20 protein-coding genes are annotated in these 21,410 nt (G+C 45.1%); 6 read left to right on the plus strand and 14 right to left on the minus strand.

Translation table 11 applies throughout. The features are described 5' to 3' along the window. Positions 1–35: 35 nt before the first annotated feature. From hemC to EO98_RS04095, 14 genes are all read right to left on the minus strand, one after another. Positions 36–989, minus strand: coding sequence for a hydroxymethylbilane synthase (gene hemC, locus EO98_RS04030; RefSeq protein ID WP_048141541.1), 954 nt, complete (start codon positions 987–989; stop codon positions 36–38). Positions 990–1,023: 34 nt separating this feature from the next. Continuing rightward, a complete protein-coding gene (gene hemL / locus EO98_RS04035) occupies positions 1,024–2,298 on the minus strand; it encodes a glutamate-1-semialdehyde 2,1-aminomutase (RefSeq protein WP_048141543.1) in 1,275 nt (424 codons plus the stop codon). A gap of 456 nt (positions 2,299–2,754) precedes the next feature. Then, positions 2,755–3,729 (minus strand): porphobilinogen synthase, encoded by a 975-nt coding sequence (gene hemB, locus EO98_RS04040; RefSeq protein WP_048134422.1) that lies wholly within the window; start codon positions 3,727–3,729, stop codon positions 2,755–2,757. Between the two features lie 134 nt (positions 3,730–3,863). After that, a complete protein-coding gene (hemA, locus tag EO98_RS04045) occupies positions 3,864–5,186 on the minus strand; it encodes a glutamyl-tRNA reductase (protein ID WP_048141547.1) in 1,323 nt (440 codons plus the stop codon). A gap of 267 nt (positions 5,187–5,453) precedes the next feature. Continuing rightward, positions 5,454–6,149 (minus strand): bifunctional precorrin-2 dehydrogenase/sirohydrochlorin ferrochelatase, encoded by a 696-nt coding sequence (locus tag EO98_RS04050; protein ID WP_048141549.1) that lies wholly within the window; start codon positions 6,147–6,149, stop codon positions 5,454–5,456. A 43-nt stretch (positions 6,150–6,192) separates the two neighbouring features. Then, a complete protein-coding gene (gene ahbB, locus EO98_RS04055; protein WP_048134415.1) occupies positions 6,193–6,651 on the minus strand; it encodes a siroheme decarboxylase subunit beta in 459 nt (152 codons plus the stop codon). Between the two features lie 5 nt (positions 6,652–6,656). Continuing rightward, positions 6,657–7,220, minus strand: a complete 564-nt coding sequence (gene ahbA / locus EO98_RS04060) for a siroheme decarboxylase subunit alpha (RefSeq protein ID WP_048134414.1) — start codon at positions 7,218–7,220, stop codon at positions 6,657–6,659. Then, positions 7,217–8,266: a heme b synthase gene (ahbD, locus tag EO98_RS04065; RefSeq protein WP_048141552.1), complete on the minus strand. Its 1,050-nt coding sequence runs from the start codon at positions 8,264–8,266 to the stop codon at positions 7,217–7,219. The genes ahbA and ahbD overlap by 4 nt, the downstream gene beginning before the upstream one ends. 572 nt (positions 8,267–8,838) lie before the next feature. After that, positions 8,839–9,246 (minus strand): hypothetical protein, encoded by a 408-nt coding sequence (locus EO98_RS04070; protein ID WP_235283671.1) that lies wholly within the window; start codon positions 9,244–9,246, stop codon positions 8,839–8,841. A gap of 216 nt (positions 9,247–9,462) precedes the next feature. Beyond that, complete coding sequence (locus EO98_RS04075) at positions 9,463–11,646, minus strand: DUF3160 domain-containing protein (protein WP_048141591.1); 2,184 nt, start codon at positions 11,644–11,646, stop codon at positions 9,463–9,465. A gap of 640 nt (positions 11,647–12,286) precedes the next feature. Further along, positions 12,287–13,384, minus strand: a complete 1,098-nt coding sequence (gene aroC, locus EO98_RS04080; RefSeq protein ID WP_048141554.1) for a chorismate synthase — start codon at positions 13,382–13,384, stop codon at positions 12,287–12,289. Between the two features lie 5 nt (positions 13,385–13,389). Continuing rightward, complete coding sequence (locus tag EO98_RS04085) at positions 13,390–14,280, minus strand: cation diffusion facilitator family transporter (protein WP_200895219.1); 891 nt, start codon at positions 14,278–14,280, stop codon at positions 13,390–13,392. Between the two features lie 278 nt (positions 14,281–14,558). Further along, positions 14,559–15,302, minus strand: a complete 744-nt coding sequence (gene ribB / locus EO98_RS04090) for a 3,4-dihydroxy-2-butanone-4-phosphate synthase (protein WP_048141558.1) — start codon at positions 15,300–15,302, stop codon at positions 14,559–14,561. Further along, a complete protein-coding gene (locus EO98_RS04095; protein ID WP_048134406.1) occupies positions 15,299–15,976 on the minus strand; it encodes a winged helix-turn-helix domain-containing protein/riboflavin kinase in 678 nt (225 codons plus the stop codon). The genes ribB and EO98_RS04095 overlap by 4 nt, the downstream gene beginning before the upstream one ends. A gap of 626 nt (positions 15,977–16,602) precedes the next feature. On the opposite strand from EO98_RS04095, the gene EO98_RS04100 reads away from it, so the two are divergent. From EO98_RS04100 to EO98_RS04125, 6 genes are all read left to right on the plus strand, one after another. Continuing rightward, complete coding sequence (locus EO98_RS04100) at positions 16,603–17,238, plus strand: HVO_0476 family zinc finger protein (protein WP_048134404.1); 636 nt, start codon at positions 16,603–16,605, stop codon at positions 17,236–17,238. Continuing rightward, on the plus strand, positions 17,180–17,935 hold the full coding sequence (locus EO98_RS04105) for a protein-L-isoaspartate O-methyltransferase (protein ID WP_048141559.1): 756 nt from the start codon (positions 17,180–17,182) through the stop codon (positions 17,933–17,935). Before EO98_RS04100 ends, EO98_RS04105 begins: the two co-directional genes overlap by 59 nt. Positions 17,936–18,083: 148 nt before the next feature. Beyond that, the gene (locus EO98_RS04110; protein ID WP_048141561.1) at positions 18,084–18,809 is read left to right on the plus strand and encodes a protein-L-isoaspartate O-methyltransferase; all 726 of its coding nucleotides are present in this window, start codon (positions 18,084–18,086) and stop codon (positions 18,807–18,809) included. A gap of 113 nt (positions 18,810–18,922) precedes the next feature. Next, entirely contained in the window at positions 18,923–19,387 is a 465-nt protein-coding gene (locus EO98_RS04115) for a bifunctional nuclease family protein (RefSeq protein ID WP_048141563.1), read from the plus strand. A 461-nt stretch (positions 19,388–19,848) separates the two neighbouring features. Then, the gene (hisF, locus tag EO98_RS04120) at positions 19,849–20,670 is read left to right on the plus strand and encodes an imidazole glycerol phosphate synthase subunit HisF (RefSeq protein ID WP_048141564.1); all 822 of its coding nucleotides are present in this window, start codon (positions 19,849–19,851) and stop codon (positions 20,668–20,670) included. A 265-nt stretch (positions 20,671–20,935) separates the two neighbouring features. Then, positions 20,936–21,337, plus strand: a complete 402-nt coding sequence (locus EO98_RS04125; RefSeq protein WP_048141566.1) for a hypothetical protein — start codon at positions 20,936–20,938, stop codon at positions 21,335–21,337. Positions 21,338–21,410: the final 73 nt, after the last annotated feature.

Raw genomic sequence — 21,410 nt, forward strand, 5'->3', positions numbered from 1 at the left:
ATAACTCCATTTCCTGCCCGCGGGCAGTCTCTGTATCAATAATCGTATGAACCTTCTGTACCGCATGCGTCTCCGGAGATCTGAAGGAGCGCTTCTTCCGCCAGCCTCTTACCCCCCATCTCCACAAGCCTGTGCCCCAGTTTCCTGGCTCTCTCAATACCACCAATCATCGGGATAGACTCCTCAACCCGGACAACTTCTCTGCCATCCAGGGAAAGGACTTCAGCCAGAACATGAATTTCTTTCTTATCAGGTTTAAGCTCGGCATAAGAGCCAATAGGAGTTGTACAGCCCCCTCCGAGTTCGGAGATAAGGATGCGTTCGAGTTCAGTAACAATCCGGCTCTCGGTATGGTCAAGTTTGGAAACCGCAGCTTCAGCCTCAGTGCCTGCCCTTGTCACCACTGCAACCGTGCCCTGGTTCGGGGAAGGGCAGAAAAAACCAGGGGAAAGGATTTCTCCTTCAAGGTCCCAGCCCATACGCTCAAACCCTGCCTTCGCGAGCAGAATACCGTCATACTGCCCTTCTTTAAGTTTCCTGAGCCTGGTGTCGATATTGCCTCTGAGTTCCTGAGTAATAAGGTCAGGCCTGTAACGCCTGATCTGGGCAGCCCTTCTAAGGGAGCTGGTGCCTATAATGGACTGTTCAGGCAGTTCGTCAAGAGTAGTCCCATCGTATGTAATCAGGACATCAAATGGAGTGTCACGCTTCAAAACTGCGGCAGTAGGAAGCTCCGGCGGGCGGATTGTGGGCATATCCTTCATCGAATGGACAGCGATGTCGACCTCTCCTGCAAGCATGACATCGTCCAGTTCCCGGACAAAAGCCCCGACTCCTCCGGATACGGCATGCAGGGGACGGTCAGTAAACCGGTCTCCGCTGGTTTTTATAATCTTAATACTGGTTTCAACGCCCTGTTCCTTAAGAAGGCGTGCAACATTCTCGGTCTGGGCAAGCGCAAGCTGGCTGCCCCGGGTACCTATGATCATTTGGAATCCTCAAACGTTTTAAAAGATAAAATCTTCAGAGATTTTCCATATAAGCTTCAAGGGTCTTTTCAAGGTCTTCTTCGCTGTGGGCTGCAGATATGAAGTTAGTCTCAAACTGGGACGGAGGCAGGAAAACCCCGCTTGCAAGCATCCTGTGGAAGAATGCAAAGTAGCCATCCTTGTCACACTTCAGGACCTCCTGGTAATTATGAGGCTCTGCCCCGAAGAAAATCTTGAACATGGAAGCAATTCCGCACACATTATAGTCAAGTCCTTCGTCCTCAACGATTTCCGAGAGCACAGTGCGCATGTAATCTCCGGTTGAATTCAGCTTTGCATGAATATTTTCCTCTTTCAGGTAATCAAGCATTGCAATGCCAGCTGCCACCGAGCAGGGGCTTCCGCTGAAGGTCCCTGCCTGATAGACAGGCCCGGAAGGTGCGATCATTTCCATAATTTCCCGGCGGCCGCCAAAGACCCCTATTGGCAGGCCCCCACCTACGATCTTTCCGAGGGTAGTCATGTCAGGCACGACCCCGAAGTATTCCTGCGCCCCGCCCATTGCAAGCCTGAACCCGGTAATAACCTCATCGAAAATGAGAAGTACATCATTTTCCAGCGTGAGCTTTCTGAGTTCTTCCAGATATCCGGGTAACGGGAGAACAGGGCCTATATTCCCCATTACAGGCTCTATGATCACTGCTGCAAGATCGTCCCTATTCTTTTCCACAAGCTCGGTCATTGTTTCAATATCGTTATAGGGAGCCTGCAGGGTATGTTTGGTGAAATCTGCAGGAATGCCGAGGGAATCGGGTTCTCCGAGGGTAGTAGCCCCTGAACCGGCCTTTACGAGCACCGCATCATGGGCGCCGTGAAACCCGCCTTCAATCTTGATGAATTTATTTCGGCGTGTAAAGCCGCGGGCAAGGCGAAGGGCACTCATGGTGGCTTCCGTACCGGTAGAAACGAAACGGAGCATATCAATGCTGGGATAATAGCCTGCAACCTTTTCTGCGAGGGTTACCTCAAGCTCGGTGGGAGTTCCGTAGAGCCAGCCTTTATCGAGCTGAGTTTTTATTGCCTCCTTTATTACCGGATGGTTGTGCCCGAGGATAGCAGGACCGTAGGCAAGGCAGTAGTCAATATATTCGTTTCCGTCAAGGTCCCTTATCTTCGAACCGTCCGCAGAAGCGGTATAGAAAGGATAGGGTTTGATTGCGCGCACCGGACTGCTAACCCCACCAGGGATGAGGGTCTTTGCTTTCTCATACATCTGTCTGGACTTATCAAGTGTTACCTCAAACGTCATGGAAATCTCACCGGATGGACTTAAATGTTCAATAAAGGACTGTAAATAGATTAAATTGAGTAAATTAAAGGGACTGGATTAATTTGAGTAAATTAAAGGGACTGGATTAAATTGAGTAAATTAAAGGGAGTTTTGAGTTAAAAAGACCTTAAATAAAGGCCAATTTCAGGACTGAAATGAACTCCTGACTTAAAGATAATCTTTAAGCAAAGCAGGCTTTATTTTTCAAGTGGGCTTTCAGAAGTGAGCTTCTGGATTAAGCTAATGCTCTTTTCTGTGCTCCTTATTATCTTTATAACAGAGCCTTCACCTATTAAGCAGTTATTGATGGAAGCAACCATTGATGATAGCATACAGGCAAAAGACAGGCTTAAAAACAAAAGGTAAGAAAAGGAGGCGGGAAAGAAAGCCCTGACTGAAACCTCCTAAAAACAGGAATGCCTGAAAAGAAAGCAGTTACTTCAGCATCCTGGCAGCATCCTTTGCAAAGTAAGTAATGATGAAATCCGCCCCTGCCCTTTTGATCGAAATAAGGGACTCGTACATGGCTTTTTTCTCATCAATCCATCCATTGGCTGCAGCTGCCTTGATCATGGAATACTCCCCGCTTACGTTGTATGCGGCTGTTGGCATACCGAACTCGCTCTTGACTCTGTATATGATATCCAGGTAAGGAAGCGCAGGCTTTACCATCAGGATATCTGCCCCTTCTGCCACATCAAGGGTTACTTCCCTGAGAGCCTCGTCACTGTTTGCAGGGTCCATCTGGTAAGTCGAGCGGTCCCCAAAGGAATAACCCGATTCAGCAGCTTCCCTGAAAGGTCCGTAGAAAGAAGAATGGTATTTTGCGGCATAGGACATAATGGGAATATTCTCAAAGCCGCTGAAGTCAAGGGCCTGCCGGATTGCGTCTACCATTCCGTCCATCATTCCCGAAGGAGCTACCATATCAGCTCCGGCTTTTGCATGGCTGATAGCAATTCTCCCGAGGACTTCAAGAGTAGGATCGTTAAGGACTTCTTTAGTTTCAAAGTCGATTATCCCGCAGTGCCCGTGGCTGGTATACTCACACATGCAGATATCCGTGATCACCACAAGTTTATCTCCGAGTTCGGCTTTGATTCTTCTGACAGCTTCCTGAATGACGTCAGTTTCCCCGCAGGAAGAGCTGCCCTCTGCGTCCTTGAATGCAGGCACTCCAAAAAGGATCACTGCAGGAATCCCAAGCTCTGCAATCTCTTTTGCCTCTTTTGCAACTTCTGAGAGAGGAAGATTGTATATTCCGGGCATGGAGGAAATCTCAACTGGGGAATCGATATTCTCGTTTACAAAAATAGGCATGACCAGGTCGTTTGCGGATAAGGTAGTCTCCCGCACAAGGTCCCTGATTTTTCCCGTCCTCAACCTTCTTAACCTGACTTCTGGAAACATGTGATCACTCCTGAAATATGAATTGTTTTACCTGTGAATTCGTTAAGAAATATTAACTGCTTTACCTGTGAATTGCTTTAATTTGGAGATTATTTCTGTCTGTAATTGCTTCTGCTTTCCTTTACGTTTCGGCCTTAATCTTTTACAGCATATTGCTCTTTAACCTGTGCCTGTTCTTTTGTGCAGCCGGGTTTCACGTTTTCAACCTTCACCCTGTCTTTATCGAGGCAGAAGACCTTTGAAACCACATCAAGAAACTCTTCGTTTCCGAGTTCTGCAGCCTGGCGGAGGACTTTGGTAGGCTCGGCCAGGATCTTGTTGACAATTGAATGAGTGAGATCATCAAGCACCTCGGTTTCGATCTCCCCTATAGTATGATAGGCACTGAGCCGGTTGACTGCTTTTTCCCGTTCCCTTACGCGGACATCATAGACCTGCCGGTAAAGCTCGGAAATCAAACGGTCAGCTTTCTGGCGTTTGTACTGAAGATTTAAAAGCCGGATTTCGTCCTGGATAATGGCTTCAGCCTTTTTTGCTTCTTCTTTTCGCATCTTCAGGGTCCTTTCACTGATGACCCTCAGGTTATCGATATTGCAGAGCTCAACATTTTCAAGCTCCGCGACGGATTCCTCAATATCCCTGGGATTTGCGATATCGATAAGAAGGAGTTTTCTGTCCCTGTCCTTCAAGGCTTTTTCAATAATCTCCCGCGTAAGGATATAGTGGGGAGCTCCAGTGCCGCTGATCACGACATCCGCACCCGGGAGATAGGACCTGATATCATCAAGCTTGACCGCGTGCCCTCCTAGCTCGTAGGCGATTTCTTCGGCTTTCTTGAACGTGCGATTTGCAATGTAAATAGCTTCGATATCCTTTTCGGCAAGAGCCTTTGCAACCAGGACTCCTATTTCCCCGGCTCCGATTACAAGCACGGATTTTCCGGTGAGCCCCCCGAAGATATCTTCAGCAAGGTCTACAGCTGCAGAACCTATGGAAACCGAACCCTTATTGATCAGGGTCTCGTTCCGGATCTTCTTGCCTACCTGGATAGCCTTTTCAAAAGCCGTATCAAGGATTTTTCCAGTTGTCCCGGCTTTCTTGGAATAGGCATAGAGATCCTTTATCTGCCCCAGGATCTGGTCTTCTCCTACAATCATTGACTCGAGCCCCCCTGAAAGCCTGAGCAGGTGTTCCAGAGACTCGTCGTGCCCGTAAAAGTCGATGATGTGGGTGGAAGCTCCCATTTCCTTTGCAAAAGAGAAAAGTATACTGCTGCTTTTGGGGGAAACTACGTAGATTTCAACACGGTTGCAGGTTTTTAAGACGACGCACTCGTACACATACTCACGGTTGTACAGGTTATGGAGCAGCCCGTCCAGATCTCCGTGCCAGGCGGACTCCATTTCCTCAACCTTCGCTTTTTTATGGGATATAACCATACTTGAGATTTCTGTCACAGAGAGCCTCCGGATAGAATGAATAAGGAAATAAAATGAATAATATAAGAAGTTATAAATTAAACTTTGTTCAGAAATCCTCTGCCATTTTTTACTTAAGGGTTTCTATTTAAAGGGTAATTAAAGAATCATCGACCATTTTTCACTAAAGGGTTTCTATATAAATGGTAATTATTTAAAGCATTTTCATTCACAGAACATTTCTTCGTTCACAGAACGTTTCCTTTCGCAGAGTAGCCCTTTCCTTTCAATATACTCTGCATGTGCCTATGGACCTCCAGCCTGATTTAACAGGTCGGAATTTCCGAAATTCTCTGAGATTATTGCATATGCGATTTCTGCTGCCTTTTCATATGATTCGGAAAATCCATTCCAGACACTCTCGCTTTCAAGGACTTTCCAGAGAAGAGCTTTCCTTTTCCTCTGCTCCTTTACGTTCAGTTTGAGGTAAGTCCTCAGTTCGTCCTGAAGCCGGATCATATCGGAATATGCAGGAGTTATCACGCCTTCGATCTGCCTGCGGGTGTATTTCGAGACCGCCGGACTGTGCCCAAGGGTGGAGATCCCTATTACAAGGTCTCCTCTTTTTATGACTGAGGGGATTACAACATTACCTAAAGCATCCACCTGATTAATCAAAATATCGCTTTCCCCTGCAATATCAGTGATTTTCCGGTTAAGTTCGGAACTGCTGGTTGCAGGAATAACAAGAAAAGCCCCTGAAATGATTTCCCTTAGCTCGGAATCCGCTGCCGCCGTAAGGTCAAGCCGGAGCAGCCTTACCTGCCCTGATGCTTCAAGTTCCTGCAGCCTTTCGGAAAATTCCAGGCTGACAACGATAGTATCCGCACAGCCGCAGAAAAGCTCAGCCTTGCGCTCCCCAACAGAGCCGCCTCCGAAAATCACGATTTTCCTGCCTGAAAGGTCAAGCATTAGGGGGAGAAAATTATTTGTTCCAGCCATTTTCAGGGACCTCGATATATAAGATGAATTAATTAGTCAGCCCTTAAAGCCTGACTCCTGTTTTCTTGAACTCCCTGTCACTGAAGAAAAGGGTATAATCCTTAACTCCGGTAGCTTCCGAAATCCTTTCAGCTACTTTTTCGCAGTCCTCGGGAGTATAGGAATGGACCATTGTAAACAGGTTGTACTGCCAGTCAGGATAACGGGGGCGTTCATAACAGTGCGTAACTTCGGGAAATTCAGCCATGATATTCCCTACCGTTTCGATCTGCTCATCCGGGACATTCCAGACACACATTGCATTGGCTGTTATTCCTATGGCTCTGTGCCCGATTGAAGCCGCAAAGCGACGGATCTTCCCGGCTTTCTGGAGGCTTTTAAGCCTGTCAACAACCTCCTGTTCACTGATTCCAAGTTCGGCAGCAAATCCCCTGAAGGGAGAGTGTGTAATCGGAATTCCGTCCTGCACGAGTTTTAGCAGTTTTACATCCGTTTTATCCATTTTTTTCACCTGATATCAAACTTTACCTGGATCTTAAACAGGTGCTTTGTAGGAAGATCAAGAAGAGGACAGCCTGTTTTCTCCCGAATTTCGCTGAGAATCCTCTCAAGCCTGTTTTTATTAGGAGCAGAAAGCGTAAACCAGAGATTATATTGTGCAGCACTTCTGAGATAATTATGGGAAACTTCAGGATACTCGTTAATAAAAATAGCAACTTCCTCTATGCGGGACTCAGGCACTTTCAGGGCTACAAGAGTACTTACACCCCCCATATTTCTCATGCTGAGGATAGGGCCTACCCTTCTTACTGCCCCTTTCATGTTGAGTTCACGCAGCCTTTCAATGACTTCAGTTTCCGGAAGCCCGAGAATCTCGCCTAACCTTGCAAAAGGTTCGACTTCGAGGGGGACTTCCTGCTGGACCAGGTTGAGGATTTTCTTATCGGTTTCGTCAAGTTCTATTACCGGAACTTCCCTGTCATAAGGATCCATATCACAGGAAAAATCGGCTGCCTCTTTCTTGAGCTGATCTTTTAAATTATCAATGTCAATCATCTGGATCACTATCATTTTTTCCCAGGCTTGTAGATACAGTAAGGCTCTTCTTCGAGATAGTCGCCTGTAGCAGCATAGGCTCTTGCCCTGCAGCCTGCGCAGACTTTTTTGTATTCACAGATCCCGCACTTTCCTTTAAGCTCTTCGGGATCTCTCAGTTTCCTGAAAACCTCGGAGTTTTCCCAGACGTCCCTGAAAGACTGTTCCCTGATATTTCCAGCAAGTACGGGGAGATAACCGCAAGGGTAAACTTCTCCGACGCTTGAGACAAAGCAAAATCCCGTACCTCCGAGGCAGCCTTTTGTCATGGCTTCGTAACCGTGGGTCTTTACGGAGATTTCGATGCCTTCTTTTTTTGCCCTCTGGCGCATTATCCTGAAATAGTGGGGGGCGCAGGTCGCTTTCAGCTGGATTTCCGATTCTTTTTGCATGTCATAGAACCAGTGCAGAACACGCTCGTAGTCCGCAGGGGAAACCTCATCGGATTCTTCCCCCCTGCCTGTGGGTACAAGGAAAAAGACATGGTACGCAACTGCCCCGAGCTCTTTTGCAAGCTCAAAGGTTCTCGGGATCTCCTCAAGGTTGCGCCTTGAAATCGCTGTATTGATCTGGAAAGGAAAATCTGCTTTCCTGAGGACTTCGATGCCTGCAAGAGTTCTATCAAAGGCTCCCGGCATGCCACGGAACTCATCATGGGTCTTTGCAATCGCTCCGTCGATACTTATGCTGAGCCTCTGCACCCCGGCATCTCTTAATTTATCCACAACCTCAGGGGTCAGCAGAGTGCCGTTTGTTGCGAGTACTACTCTGAGACCCGCATCAGTCCCGTAACGTGCGATCTCGAAGACATCCGCTCTGGTGAGAGGTTCGCCTCCGCTAAGGATGAGGATGGGCTTTCCAAGCTCTACAACTTCGTCAATGAAATGCTTAGCTTCTTCAGTTGTAAGCTCACCTTCAGGAACCGAGGAAGTGGAAGACCCCCTGCAGTGCACGCAGTTCAGATTGCAGCCCGCAGTAAGTTCCCATGCGATAAGTCTTGGTGCATTTGTCATGGCAATCAGAGATTAATGGTTTATATTAATGGAAGTCAGAGATTTAATGGAAGTCGGAGGGAAATGAGATTTACAAATTAACGATAATTAGGAAGTAAAAATCATAATCTGAAGACTGAATATAAATCAGAACCAATTTTACTTAAAGTTAATCTAATTGAAACTTGAGAGGTCATATTAATAAAGTAATATTAATATTCTGCCATTTCAAACAATGACCTGTGAAAAGAGAAGAGGAAGTCATGTATTCATCCGAATGGTGGACTGAAGATTTTATTACTATATTACTATGACACTTCAATCTCCGCCTGAGCAGAAGGATGCTCGGACAGATTACATCAGTTTGAGAATCCGCAGCCCGGTAGGAAAATACTTTCTGGATAACGATATAGCATTTGGAAGTTGAGCATTAGTGGCGGGACTAGTCTTAAAATTACTGAAAAGCTTGCAAAAAAGAAGCTTGCAAAAAAGAAGCTTACAAAAAAGAAGCTTACAAAAAAGAAGCTTACAAAAAACAGGAATAAACTACTTCAAAATAGGTTTTATGTGAGTCTGACCCCCATTTTTCAATTTTTCCTTTTTTACGTCATTTCTGTAATGAACACGTTGAATTCTCCACTTTCATTGATTAGTTCAAAGATTACAGTGTTTGTAAGGTGTGGAGTTGAATAATAGGTTGCTGACATATTTTCAGATACAATATGGTAATGATAATCCCCGGATGCGAAGTACAAGTACCCATCCTTAAATGGGTTTGACCATTTTAGTAAAAGCTTTTTTGGTTTTTCTACACTTACAGTTTGTCCTGAATTGAGCTGATAATTTGTTTCTTCAAAATACTCTCCGTTGTATCCAGTAATTCTGATGGTTGCGTTATGTGGGTGTTCATCATAATTCGTGATCGTATAAAGTGGTTCGATTGTCGTGAACGCCAGTGGTGCTATAATAAGAAACATCATAAAAAAAAAGAAAATTAAAACTACTGCCATTATTTTATTAAATAGACTCACCTTATCACTCCTTTGTAAAGTAGCAAAATAACAATTTTTGTTGTTCTGTATATATGCGAAGGCGTTCCTTCTGAAAATTATGCTTCATAATTGCACACTTCAGGAGAGATTCCTCGCTTTTGTTTGTATTATCAACGCGTATTCTTAACAAGAAAAAAAATGAAGAAAAAGATAAGCTATTCAGGATAGCATCTTTTATCCCCTGAAGGAATCAACCCATTCCGGCCTTTCAGGAGGATTATTTGCCACCATATATCTCCACTCTTCATCAGTCAATCGTTTTCCCGGAGGCTGCCAGAACTCATAATAACTCATTACAGGACCTGCCCCGAGTACTATCCTGCCATCTGGCTGCTTATAGGCTACAACTATCAGGTCCAGTTTTCCGGTCCCTTCTTCCAGAACTCCAGCAGGAGATGTGTAAACATCCGCAACCAGAGTGGACATCTGAGACTTTATATCCACATTCTCAAGCATTGGAGCTATGTTTTGTCCGAAATTCCTGATGAATTTGTACTCTGCATCTGTCAGTTCTTTGTTTTCAAGCTCTTTAATAGAGATTTTCAGCAGTATTTCAAGAGTGTTTTCAAGAGTTGTGAAATCTTCATCTGACTGTTCATCAAGAACTTCCATTTCCGCCAGCCCGCTGTGTGCCATTTTAGTAAGGGCAAGCATCCTTGCATAAAATTCTGGAACTGGTTCCACATATCCCTGAACACGTTTTTCTTTCGGGGGAGGAGGACCTGTAAAGTACTCCTGCTTTGCATAGAGGATAGTATCATGCCTGAGCTCGGTCCAGGAAGCAAGGGCTGCATTAAGCTGTTTATCTTCCCAGGCTTTATTTTGCATGAAGGTGGGATACCCTTCGGGATAGCTTACAAGGAGAGGCTTTAAAGCATATAGTTGAGCCCAGTAGAGGTTTTTATTCCAGTCCTCCTCATCAAAAGCCCCAAATTCTTTTTCGAGAGACCGGTAGCGGTTTTTGTAGGCTTCATTTTCAGAAACACCCATATTTTTCAGGTGTTCTCTGGCCCTTTCAGAACCGAGGAGGCTCATGATGTTCAGGGCTGGAGGATTGAGCTTCTGGAGAATATAGGAGTCAGGAATGTAGCGCTGACCCATGAACCTGAAACCTTTTGCGGCCTCAAAGGTTTCGTTTTCAGTTTCAGGGCCTGCCGGAATTAGTTTCCCGGTTCCGCCGTAGATTTTGGGGCTTTCATATTTATCCAGCTCGGTAATCAGTTCTGCAAGGCTTTCGTTGTCAAAACTCACTCCGGATCTATCATTCCCAAAAACAGTATCCAGAGCTGTTGCATATTCATATGGCCCCAGGTCATCGGAAAAACCTACATAGAAAGCCGTCACGTAATAAATTCTGTCCCAGCTTTCCCGAATGTTTTTGTCCCTATCAAAATTGTCAGAAATTAAAAAGGCCTGCATAGTCTGAATTCTTTCTTCATTTTCCTGGTACTCTGCAGCTAATTCTTCTGCCGTTGATTCTTCTTCAGTAATCATGTCCGACTGAAGGAACATACTTATTCGACCGTGCCACATCATGGTCTTGAAATATTTCTCCAGGATTTCCGAGTTAGTGTAGTGTCCTCTGGGCACATACTGAGAATAATCTTCGTTGTACTTGAAAATAGGAGAGGCTTCAAAGCCTTTATGAGCTTCTATAAGAGCAAGCTCGGCTTCAACATCATCTTTTACAAATTCAGGAACCTTAAACTGAGACTTTATCTGATTCTCTTCTGGCTGGAGCAGGCTCAAAGCGACCGTAAAGTATGCAACATTTCTTCTTGCAGCTTCCTTTTTCCCCCCTGATGCGCTGTTATAATCATATATGGAGGCTTCAAGAAGAGCTTTGTCAAGTTTCCAGAGCTCGGAGTAAAATTCCTCAGATTCTACCCTTTTTAGCGTCTCATCAAACTGGATGTGATAAAGGTGAAGAAGAGAATCCGACGTAATGAAGATAGGAACATCAGCTATTTTCAGGTCTCGATAAGTTTCATTTACCAGTGTTTTCCCTGTTATCAATTGATTTTCGGAATCTTCACCTGCGAGTACAACAAATCCGTTTTTGTACAGCAAATTCCTGCTTTCGTTTGTAAGGGGAATTTTCTGAGTGAAATCGTTATAATTTGCAATTTCGGAAGCCTTTAGGGGCAGAGAATAAGCAGGAACTTCAGGCTCGAACTGCAGATTTTCTTTACTGTAATATCCGGAAAAGGAGCTTTGCTTTTCAAGGGTATTGCTCTTTTCGGAGAAGGTTTCTTCAGGAGCAGCTTCTGCGGCATTATTAAATGAACTGTCCTGATCATCTATTACTTCTTCCGGTCCTACGGTATCATTTAATGATCCTTCCAGGTTATCTGTCATTTCTTCCGGCCCGGTCTCATTGACCAGCCCGCTGCTGCTGTCAATGCAGCCTGATCCTGAGATCAGCGAAAACACCAGTAAGAAGACTATCAGTGCCCTTATTTTCAAGTAAAATCCCTCACATTTTAACTGAAGCAGGTAAATTCAGAGAAAACTAAAAAATTTAAGTAACGTTTCCCGGAAGGCATGACCAGGCAAGCCTTGAGACCCTCAAACCTGGCACAATCATGCCTCTGGAACGTGGAGTTCAGGCGAAGCTGGAAAGTACTTTTGAACTCCATAATTGACTTTTAACAGACCCTATATAAGTTTTCTAGCCAGATCATCAAACTGACAGGCTTCACACAATTTTCAAGTATGTAATCGACCCTCTAAGTTATGATAGTTTGAGACTCTGGTCAGAAAACTTATAAGGTAATAGCTGCCACAGCTGTTTTCCGCGGATAAAAAAGAATGGTCCCCAGTCTTCGGGTATTTACGTCGATATTCAAACCAAAATCTGAAATCCAGGTAACTACATGTCGGATCGTCGGTATTAAGGATTGAAAATTAAAGATAAAAAAGAAGTGATTTGCGGCGGAGAGTGTATATAAATTGGAGTGGATTTTGGGGGAGAGAGGCCGCACTCACTGTATTACCTTTATTCCAGCAGGGTCCTGGGATTAATAAAACCACTCCTCAGCATATGGTCGGCAAGCACAAGGGCAACCATGGCTTCGGCAACCGGCACCATGCGCGGAGGAATCGTGGGATCGTGACGCCCTTTGATTGCAATTTCGGCATTTTCATTAGTTGAGAGGTCAACGGTTTGCTGAAGTTTACTTATGGAAGGAGTGGGCTTTACTGCTGCACGGCAGACGATGTCCAGGCCCGATGAGATTCCTCCGAGGATGCCGCCTGCGTTGTTGCTCGAACAGGTAATTTTTCCGTCTTCCATGCGGAAGGAATCGTTCATTTCACTTCCGCGCATACGGGCAGCCTCAAACCCGGCTCCGATTTCAAAGCCTTTGACTGCAGGGATGCTCACAAGAGCCTTTGCAAGATCTGCATCCAGCCTGTCAAATACCGGTTCTCCGAGACCTGCAGGCACGCCTTTTGCAATAACCTCGACAATTCCGCCGACGCTATCTCCTTCCTGCCGCAGGGCTGCAACTTTTTCAAGCATATTTTCAGCAGCTTCAAGGTCGGCACAACGCACAGGGGTTTTTTCCACGTTTTCAAGGATTTCTTCGAAAGACAGGGGTTTTGCCCGGATTCCGCCAAGTTCCAGCACATGCCCGGCTATCCGGATTCCGTAATGGGAAAGCAAAAGTTTTGCAAGAGCCCCGCCTGCAACCCTGCCTATTGTTTCCCGTGCAGAAGACCTACCTCCCCCGCGGTGGTCCCTCATTCCGTAACGGGCCATGTACGTAAAATCGGCATGCCCGGGGCGGGGAGTGTCTTTAATAGCATCATAAGAAGAAGACCTGGCATCAGAATTCCAGACCAGCATGGAGATGGGAGTGCCTGTGCTCATGCCTTCGAAAATTCCTGAAAGTATCTCCACCCTGTCAGCTTCGCTTCTGGGAGTGGAAACCTCACTCTGCCCCGGGCGCCTTCTGTCCAGTTCTTTCTGGATGTCGGCTTCGGAGAAAGGAAGACCTGCAGGCAGCCCATCAACCACGACACCTACAGCCCTGCCGTGGGACTCTCCCCAGGTCGTGATTTGAAACATCTGCCCGAAAACGTTTCCAGCCATGCATCTTAACTGGTTTTTTTGCTATTTGATTCTTGGGGTAAGGCAGGTTCAAGGTGTACAACCACATCAGTAACGTCTTTGTACTCAACCTTCAGCATTTTGCTTACCCTGTGAGCGATAAAGTGTGCATCTTCAAGAGGCAGGTCAGACCGCACAAGCACATGCATATCTATCCGGATATCGCCCATGCCTCCACGAGTCCGGATTTTGTGGCAGCCGAGTACCCCCTCAATTCCTAAAACAAGGTTGCAGATCTCTTCTTCTTCAAGCCGGGACATGTCAAGCAGAACCTTTGAACTCTCTTTCATAATCCTGAACCCGGCCCTGAAGATAAGGAAAGAAATCAGAAGGGCTATTATAGGGTCAAGCAGGGGAAAACCTGACCGTATCGCAACCAGACTTACAATAACCGAGAAAGAGACATAGATATCACTTTTAGTGTGCATGGAGTCCGCAATCAGTACCGAGCTCCTCAAGGCTACCCCTTGCCCATGTTCATAGCGAGTGACCAGGTAGTTCACACCCATTGTCCCGAGCATAATGATAAAGCTCAGGGCTGTTACCCCGGGAGTGCTCCGTACAAGAAAACGATCCAGAGCATTTTGGAAGATCTCAAACCCGACAAACAGAAGCAAGACAGCTATAAAAATCGAAGCAACTGTTTCGTACTTCTGGTGGCCGTAAGGATGTTCCCTGTCAGGAGGGCGGGATGCAATAAAAATTCCCACAAGACCCACAATATTGGATACCCCGTCAAAAAGGGAATGATATCCGTCCGCAGTCATGCTTAAGGTGCCGGTTAATGTCCCGTAAATGATTTTAGCAAAAGCTACGGCAAGGTTCAGGAAAAGTACAAGAACAAGAACTTGCTGAACTTTTTTGAACCTATGTATCACCAGATGGCACCCCCATATGTGAACTGCAAAACACAGGAATACGGAACGACAGAAACAAAAGGTTTAGTATAGCCGGAAGACGCTGTTGTTAGATAGTAACTTACGTTTTATATTATAATATTCTGCTGTCCCGAACTAGCAAACCAGAAAAATGTAAAAAAGAAATAGAAAGTGGAAAAGAAATTAAAAGTGGAAAAGAAATTAAAAGTGGAAAAGAAATTAAAAGTGGAAAAGAAATCAAAGTGGAAAAGAAATCAAAGTGGAAAAGAAAAGGTGTTTTAGCACCCTGAGCCTGTCCACAACATATAGGCTTCAACTATTTCCTGCCCTTCGAGGAAGACAAGCCCGTGATCTTTGCCATATTCTTTTGATTTTTCTTTTGAAAGGGCTTTCCCATTTTCATCATCCAGCATCTCGCAGACAACCATTGCAGGGGTAATTCCTGCCATTCTGGCGAGGGCAACTGAAAGCTCTGTCTGGCCCATGCGTTCATCGAGAAGCCCTTCGGCAGCCCGGAGGAGAGCCACATGCCCGGGAGTCCGGAACTCGTTTCCAAACCGGACTCCGTTTCCGGAGAGGGAGTTTTCCGTGATTTCCCCGATTTTTCTGATTGTAAGGGCTCTTTCAAGATCAGGGATTCCTGTTCTTGTATCCCTGTGGTTGACCCAGATGGAAAAAGAGGAATGTGAATCGTACTTAAGGTCCCCATCTTTTTCAACAACTTCTCCGAGGGATTCACTTGTTTTACTGGCTTCCCGGACAATATCTGCCATAAAAGGCAGCCTGAGCTGTTTTGATGCCACAGGATCTACTGCCACACAGATAAGCCCTCCTGCGTCTTTCCGCATCCACTTAACGTCCGTGTAAGTGACAGCCTTTGCAGGGATCACAAGATCTGTTTCTCCTTCCCTGGAGTCCGAGTCATAGATCTGAATCATTTTTCCGTCACGCAGGGCTTCCAGTGCCCTGTTGATGTTCTCATTACTATACTTCAGGCATTCGCATACTGTACTCTCGCTCATTCCTGTCCCTCCATACCCTGCTTTTTTACCCGTGTCACAATTCTATCTCCGTCTTTCAATTTCAGGGCATCCCTGAGTTTTACCGGTGCAATAATCTCAATTAAATCCGATGGGTAGTGCGTCCTGTCAGGAACGACCACAGCAGCTTCTATGCCCTCTACTTTGAGAGGATAACAATTCCCGCCTCCGAAAGTGCGTTCTCCATCATTAAAACCTTCTATCCGGACTGCGGGCATTTCTAGCAGCCTGTTTCGAAGAGCCGAGCTGTTTTCAGAAAGCTGCACGTTCAGAGTACCCGGGAAAGGTACAAAATGCAGTTTTTCTTCAAATTGCTTCCTGTATCCGGGGATGTTTATATAGTACTGACCTTCACCAAGACCTTTAAGCACATTTCCTTCAAGTTCCAGGGTATCAGGCTCTGAGGAAAAGATCCTGTTGTATTCAACGTATTCGTTCTTTAGGATTTCAATCCCTTTTTCGGTCATTTTTATCAACTGGCCACCGGGGACTATCTTTCTTTCAATTAACCGCTCTTCTTCCATCTGTTTTAGCTTTCTTGCTGCGGTTTTAGAGCTGTCCCCCGTATGCTTGTGAAACTCACTCGAAGAGACCTTAACATTTTTGTTTACTGCCCCTCTGAGGGCAAGTTTCTTCAGGTATTCAATGTCCGGCACTGTCGGCACCCTTATTGCCTTAATTTTGAGATGCGTCTCAATTATGAGATGTAAGACTACGCATTTCATTATAATAAAACTTTTGATATCAGACAGGACGGGAGGATAGAGGAATCAGTATTCCGAATGGTGATATAAAAAGTTTTATGAAACAACTAAGTAGAATAGAGAGAATTGGAAAACATACCTGCCATGACACAGCAGATCAATATCGAATGCCACTCATGTTCGCCTGAGGAATCACACACTACTGGCATTTCAAGCCTTCTTTCCCACGCGCCGAGCGCCTCTTGAGCCCACCTGTGTAAGGCAAATACAAAAAAAATCATTAACCGGGCTGGAAAAACCTTGAATCCGGAATAATAACCATGAAGCTAGAGATGGGCTGATTTCCAGGATAATGGATAGTAATTTCCAGGATAATGGATAGTAATAGGATAACAATGTTCCAGGCTCAGGGTTTAAATTCAGGAGCCATTTGCTTTTTTACTCTTTTATCTTTATCTCGAATTTATTTTTAATGGGGCTTTTTTATGTCCGAACTTCTCCTGCAAGATACCTTCAGGAGAAAACATCACCGGAGAAGTTAAGTATTTAGTATTTTGAATCCATCTACTGATTAGACTATGATAAGAGAAATTGATATTGAGTGCCCCTCCTGTTCCCCGCAAGAGGAAGTTGGACATGAAGTTCTGAAAGAAGGACAGAGCCCGCTTGTCCGTTGTATGAAGTGCGGCCAGGTGCATCCTGCAAAGATTAAAACCCCGAAAAACATCAGCGTGAGAGTCATTGTCAGCAAGATGGATACCTCAAATACCTTCAAAACCGATCTGGATTCCGAGACTGTTCTTGAGGTGGATGACGAGCTGATTGTTGACGATGAAGAGACGGGAATGGTATGCCCTATCCTGATCACCTCCCTTGAAGCAGGAGGGAAACGTGTCAATGCAGGCATTGCAGAAGAAATAGAGACAGTGTGGGGAAGGGCAATTGATGAGATAACTGTAAAATTCTCCGTACAGCAAGGAACTGAAAAAACGGAAGTAATGGAAAAACGCGTTCCCGGAGACTATGAATTTGTAGTGGGAGCAGAGGAGAAAGTTGGAAACACCAGGATTTTCATCACCAAAATCAAGGTCAGAGACGGGCTGTTCAGGTCAAGGAGAGACGACGTTGTACTTGCAAAATATGTAAAACGTATATTTGCCAAAAAGAAAAGAGAAGGATCAATTCAGGGTGGGAGCAGAAGAGGACCGTGGTAAAGAAAACCACATCGAAAAAAAGGGAGTAAGAAAACAGGACGAAGACCAGGAAGAACTGCATAAACTCGAAGAGATGCGAGAGCACCTCATAAGAGGGCTTGAGATCCATGGAACAGGAAGAAAAGTCCTCAAAGCCATGCTCAAGGTCCCAAGGCATATATTTGTCCCGGAATATGCGAAAAAGGGGGCTTACATTGATACGCCTCTGAATATCGGCTTCGGGCAAACTATCTCTGCCCCTCATATGGTTGCTATTATGTGTGATCTCCTTGAGCTTTCGGAAGGACTAAAGGTCCTGGAAATAGGGGCGGGGTCAGGATATCATGCAGCAGTAATGGGGGAACTTGTAGGGAGGAAGGGGCATGTATACACTGTTGAGCGCATAGAGCCCCTTGTGAATTTTGCAAGGGAGAACCTGAAAAAAGCTGGCTACGAAAACGTTACCGTACTGCTTGAAGACGGATCTGTGGGCTATTCCAGCTATGCTCCTTATGACAGGATAGTTGTAACATGCGCAGCTCCTGACATCCCTGAACCTCTACTGGAGCAATTGAAACCCGGAGGAATAATGGTAATTCCTGTAGGGGAATATGTCCAGGAGCTTATCAGAATTAGAAAAGATAGCGAAGGCAATATACACAAAGAGAAAAGAGGGGGAGTTATTTTCGTGCCTTTGATAGGTAAATACGGGTTTTAAAAGAACCGAGAGTATGGTACAGATAGAAAAAGTTGGAAATCCACGCCTTTTCATCAATAAGATAAAAGTTAGGGATGGGGTATTCAGATCAAGAAAAGGCGACGTTGTGCTTACAAAATACGTAAAATAATTGCCAGAAAGGAGGGGGATGGTTCTGGTCAACGCGATTTCCGAAAAGGACTATGGTAAGGATAACAAGAGAAGAAAAAAAGAAGAAAAAGAAGAAAAAGAATTTGAAGAGCTTCGCAAGCTCCTTGTAGAAGGGCTTGAAGGTATCGTACTGGAAAAAAAAGTGCTCAAGGCCATGCTCCGTGTTCCCAGACACATGTTTGTTCCGGAATATGAGCAAAGGGCAGCTTATACGGACAGACCTCTCGAAATCAGCCACGGGCAAACAATATCCGCCCCTCGTATGGTTGCTATTATGTGTGAAATCCTGGAGCTGTCTGAAGGACATAAAGTCCTGGAAATTGGGGCAGGTTCCGGATATAATGCTGCAGTGATGGCAGAGCTCATAGGAAAAACCGGACGTATATACACGGTGGAGCGCATAAAACCTCTTGTAAATTTTGCAATGAAGAATCTGGAGGAAACGGGGTACGATAATGTTACAGTATTACTTGAGAATGGATCAATAGGTTATCCCCGGCATGCACCTTATGACAGGATAGCTGTAACATGCGCAGCGCCCTCTATCCCTAAGACTCTGCTGGAACAGTTGAAACCCGGGGGCATAATGGTAATTCCGGTAGGGGATTGTTACCAGGAACTTATCAAGGTAAAAAAAGATAGCAATGGCAATATACATAAAAAAAGAAAAGGTGAGGTTATCTTCGTGCCCATGCTTGGTAAACATGGCTTCCCAAGAAATTGAGAATGCGAAAATTTGGCATTAGAAAAAGTCTGAAACAAGGCTATAAGCATCTCCTTTAATAATTTAAAAAAAATTAAATAAGGTATTAATATATGTGAAATTAACTACTTGATATGGACATCGATAATTACGAGGATTTTGAAGAAATTCATGTCAAAGATGTCTATATAGTCGATGTTTTCAGTGACCCTACTCCGGTAGTACTGCTTGAGAATTTAAAAGGCGAGATGCTTCCCATATACATCGGGCATCTGGAAGCCCTTTCAATAGGAAACGTGCTTAAAAGTATCTCTCCTCCTCGCCCGATGGCTCATGACCTCATGGTTAATATTTTTGACCGTATGGAAATAAAGGTAGAGGGCGTAATGATCGATGATAAGGTAGATAAAGTCTATTATGCCCGCCTCCTGATAAGAAAGGACAATAACATAATGCAATTCGACGCAAGACCGAGCGACTGTATTGCCCTCGCCCTCAGGGTGGGAGCCCCGATCAGAATTAGAAAGAAAGTGCTGGAATGTTCAGAAATAGAGATGTCCAGACTTGAAGGCGCACGTGTGATGAATATATTTGGCTGAATCAGCAGAGTTGCAGCTCTGCAGTGCGCTGTCCTTTTCGCTCGCTCAAGAGGACTACTTAATGGGTTTTGGCATTTCACATCTGTTTATTCTGCTTTTTTGCAGGGCCTCCAGACCGGCTGGTGGAGGTGCTGATGTTTACTTGAATTAAAACACGGTTTCTGAGGTAAAGGAAAGTGTTCTCTCAGTCCGGGGGCATTTATCCAATGTATTTTTATCTCTCTTAATCGCGTTGTTGGTTTTTAGGTCGCTTATTATCTGGTTGGCAGGTCGGCCCAGGTCCTTGCGGCGCAGGGAGAGAAAACGGAAGATCTTCTCCCGGACTCTGGAATATATCAACCAGTTAATGAGGGACCACCAGATTATTCCATCTCTACTTATTCTGACAGCCTGCTGCCCTCAGGACTTCTACCGCTTAATTTCAATAAGCTTTTAATAACAGTTAACTTCAATATCCCTTGATGCTCACCAAAAGAATCATACCATGCCTTGATGTGACCCTTGACAGGGCAGGCGGCTGTGTAGTCAAGGGTGTGGAGTTTGTGGACCTGAAAGAGGCCGGAGACCCTGTGGAACTCGCCAAGCGCTATAATGAAGACGGCGCAGACGAACTTGTTTTCCTGGATATCACAGCTTCAGCTCACGGCAGGGGAACCATGATCGATGTGATCGAAAGGACCGCAGATGAGGTTTTTATCCCCCTCACAGTTGGAGGCGGGATCAGTTCAATTAACGCTATCCGCCAGATCCTGAGGGCAGGCGCTGATAAGGTTTCGGTCAACACCTCGGCAATAAAAAACCCTGATTTTATAAAAGAGTCCTCTGACATATTCGGAGCCCAGTGTATTGTTACTGCGATTGACTGCAGGCGAAATACAGACATAAAGAACAATCCCGGCAAAACCATCCTGGAACTTGAAGATGGGACCCCCGCCTGGTATGAAGTGGTAATTTACGGCGGCAGGGAAGCTACGGGAATTGATGCCGTGCAGTGGGCAAAAAGAGCAGAAGAACTGGGTTCAGGAGAAATCCTGCTTACAAGTATGGACCGGGACGGAACCTGCGCTGGCTACGATATCCCCATTACAAGAAAGCTCTCCGAAGAACTGGATGTCCCAATCATCGCCTCTGGCGGAGTTGGAAACCCACAGCATATCTATGAAGGGTTTTCCAAAGGAAAAGCCGATGCAGCCCTTGCAGCAAGCATTTTCCACTTCAGTGAATATTCAATACGAGAAGTAAAAGAGTACCTGAGAGAGCGGGAAATCCCTGTAAGGCTCTGAGTGCTGGAAAAAATTGAGGATGATGCCCTTCAGAAGAGCCTGGCATCCATAATCCTTAATATTCAAGGGATCTATATTTCCAGGAAATCTATTTTCCAGGGCTTTACTTCACCCAGAGCATTAAGGTATCAAGAGCCTCTATTACCTCAACGATTCTTCCTTCTATAATATATTTACTTCCAGATATTTTGAGATACTTTTTTATTTATTAGAGACAATCTCTTATCTGGAATTTTTATCTGAATTCTTATCGGGGTAATCGAAGATGTCAGAAACAGAAACTATGGAAACTCTTGAAGGGTTGCAGTTGAAGATCCTGAACAACACCGGTGAGGACTTTGTGCTTCAGGCTCAGAAAATTGAGAAGGGAAAGTACAAAAAAGGCCACTTTGCTCCAGAAAAAATCGGGTCTTATGAAGAAAAGATCTTTGAGCTTATTGCATGCGATGGAAGCTGTGAGGGTGGAGCGGATATTGAAGGCTGGATTAAATACGGGATAGGGTGCTCAGAGGGATACTTCAAGGTACACTTCAAGCACATGGGAAAGGAAGACAAAGTCAACTATTCCTGCGAATCCCACATGCATGATGGAAAAATACTCTGCGAAACCTCAAAAGATAAGAAAAACAACAGGATTATGACCTGGATAATTGGGCCAAAAGCATAACCCGGAAAAACATTATATCGGGTTTTGTCCGTTAGCTCTTTAATAATCTACTCCCCCCTTTTATTATTTTTAC

It is taken from the genome of Methanosarcina sp. 2.H.T.1A.6, assembly GCF_000979455.1.
GTDB lineage: Archaea > Halobacteriota > Methanosarcinia > Methanosarcinales > Methanosarcinaceae > Methanosarcina.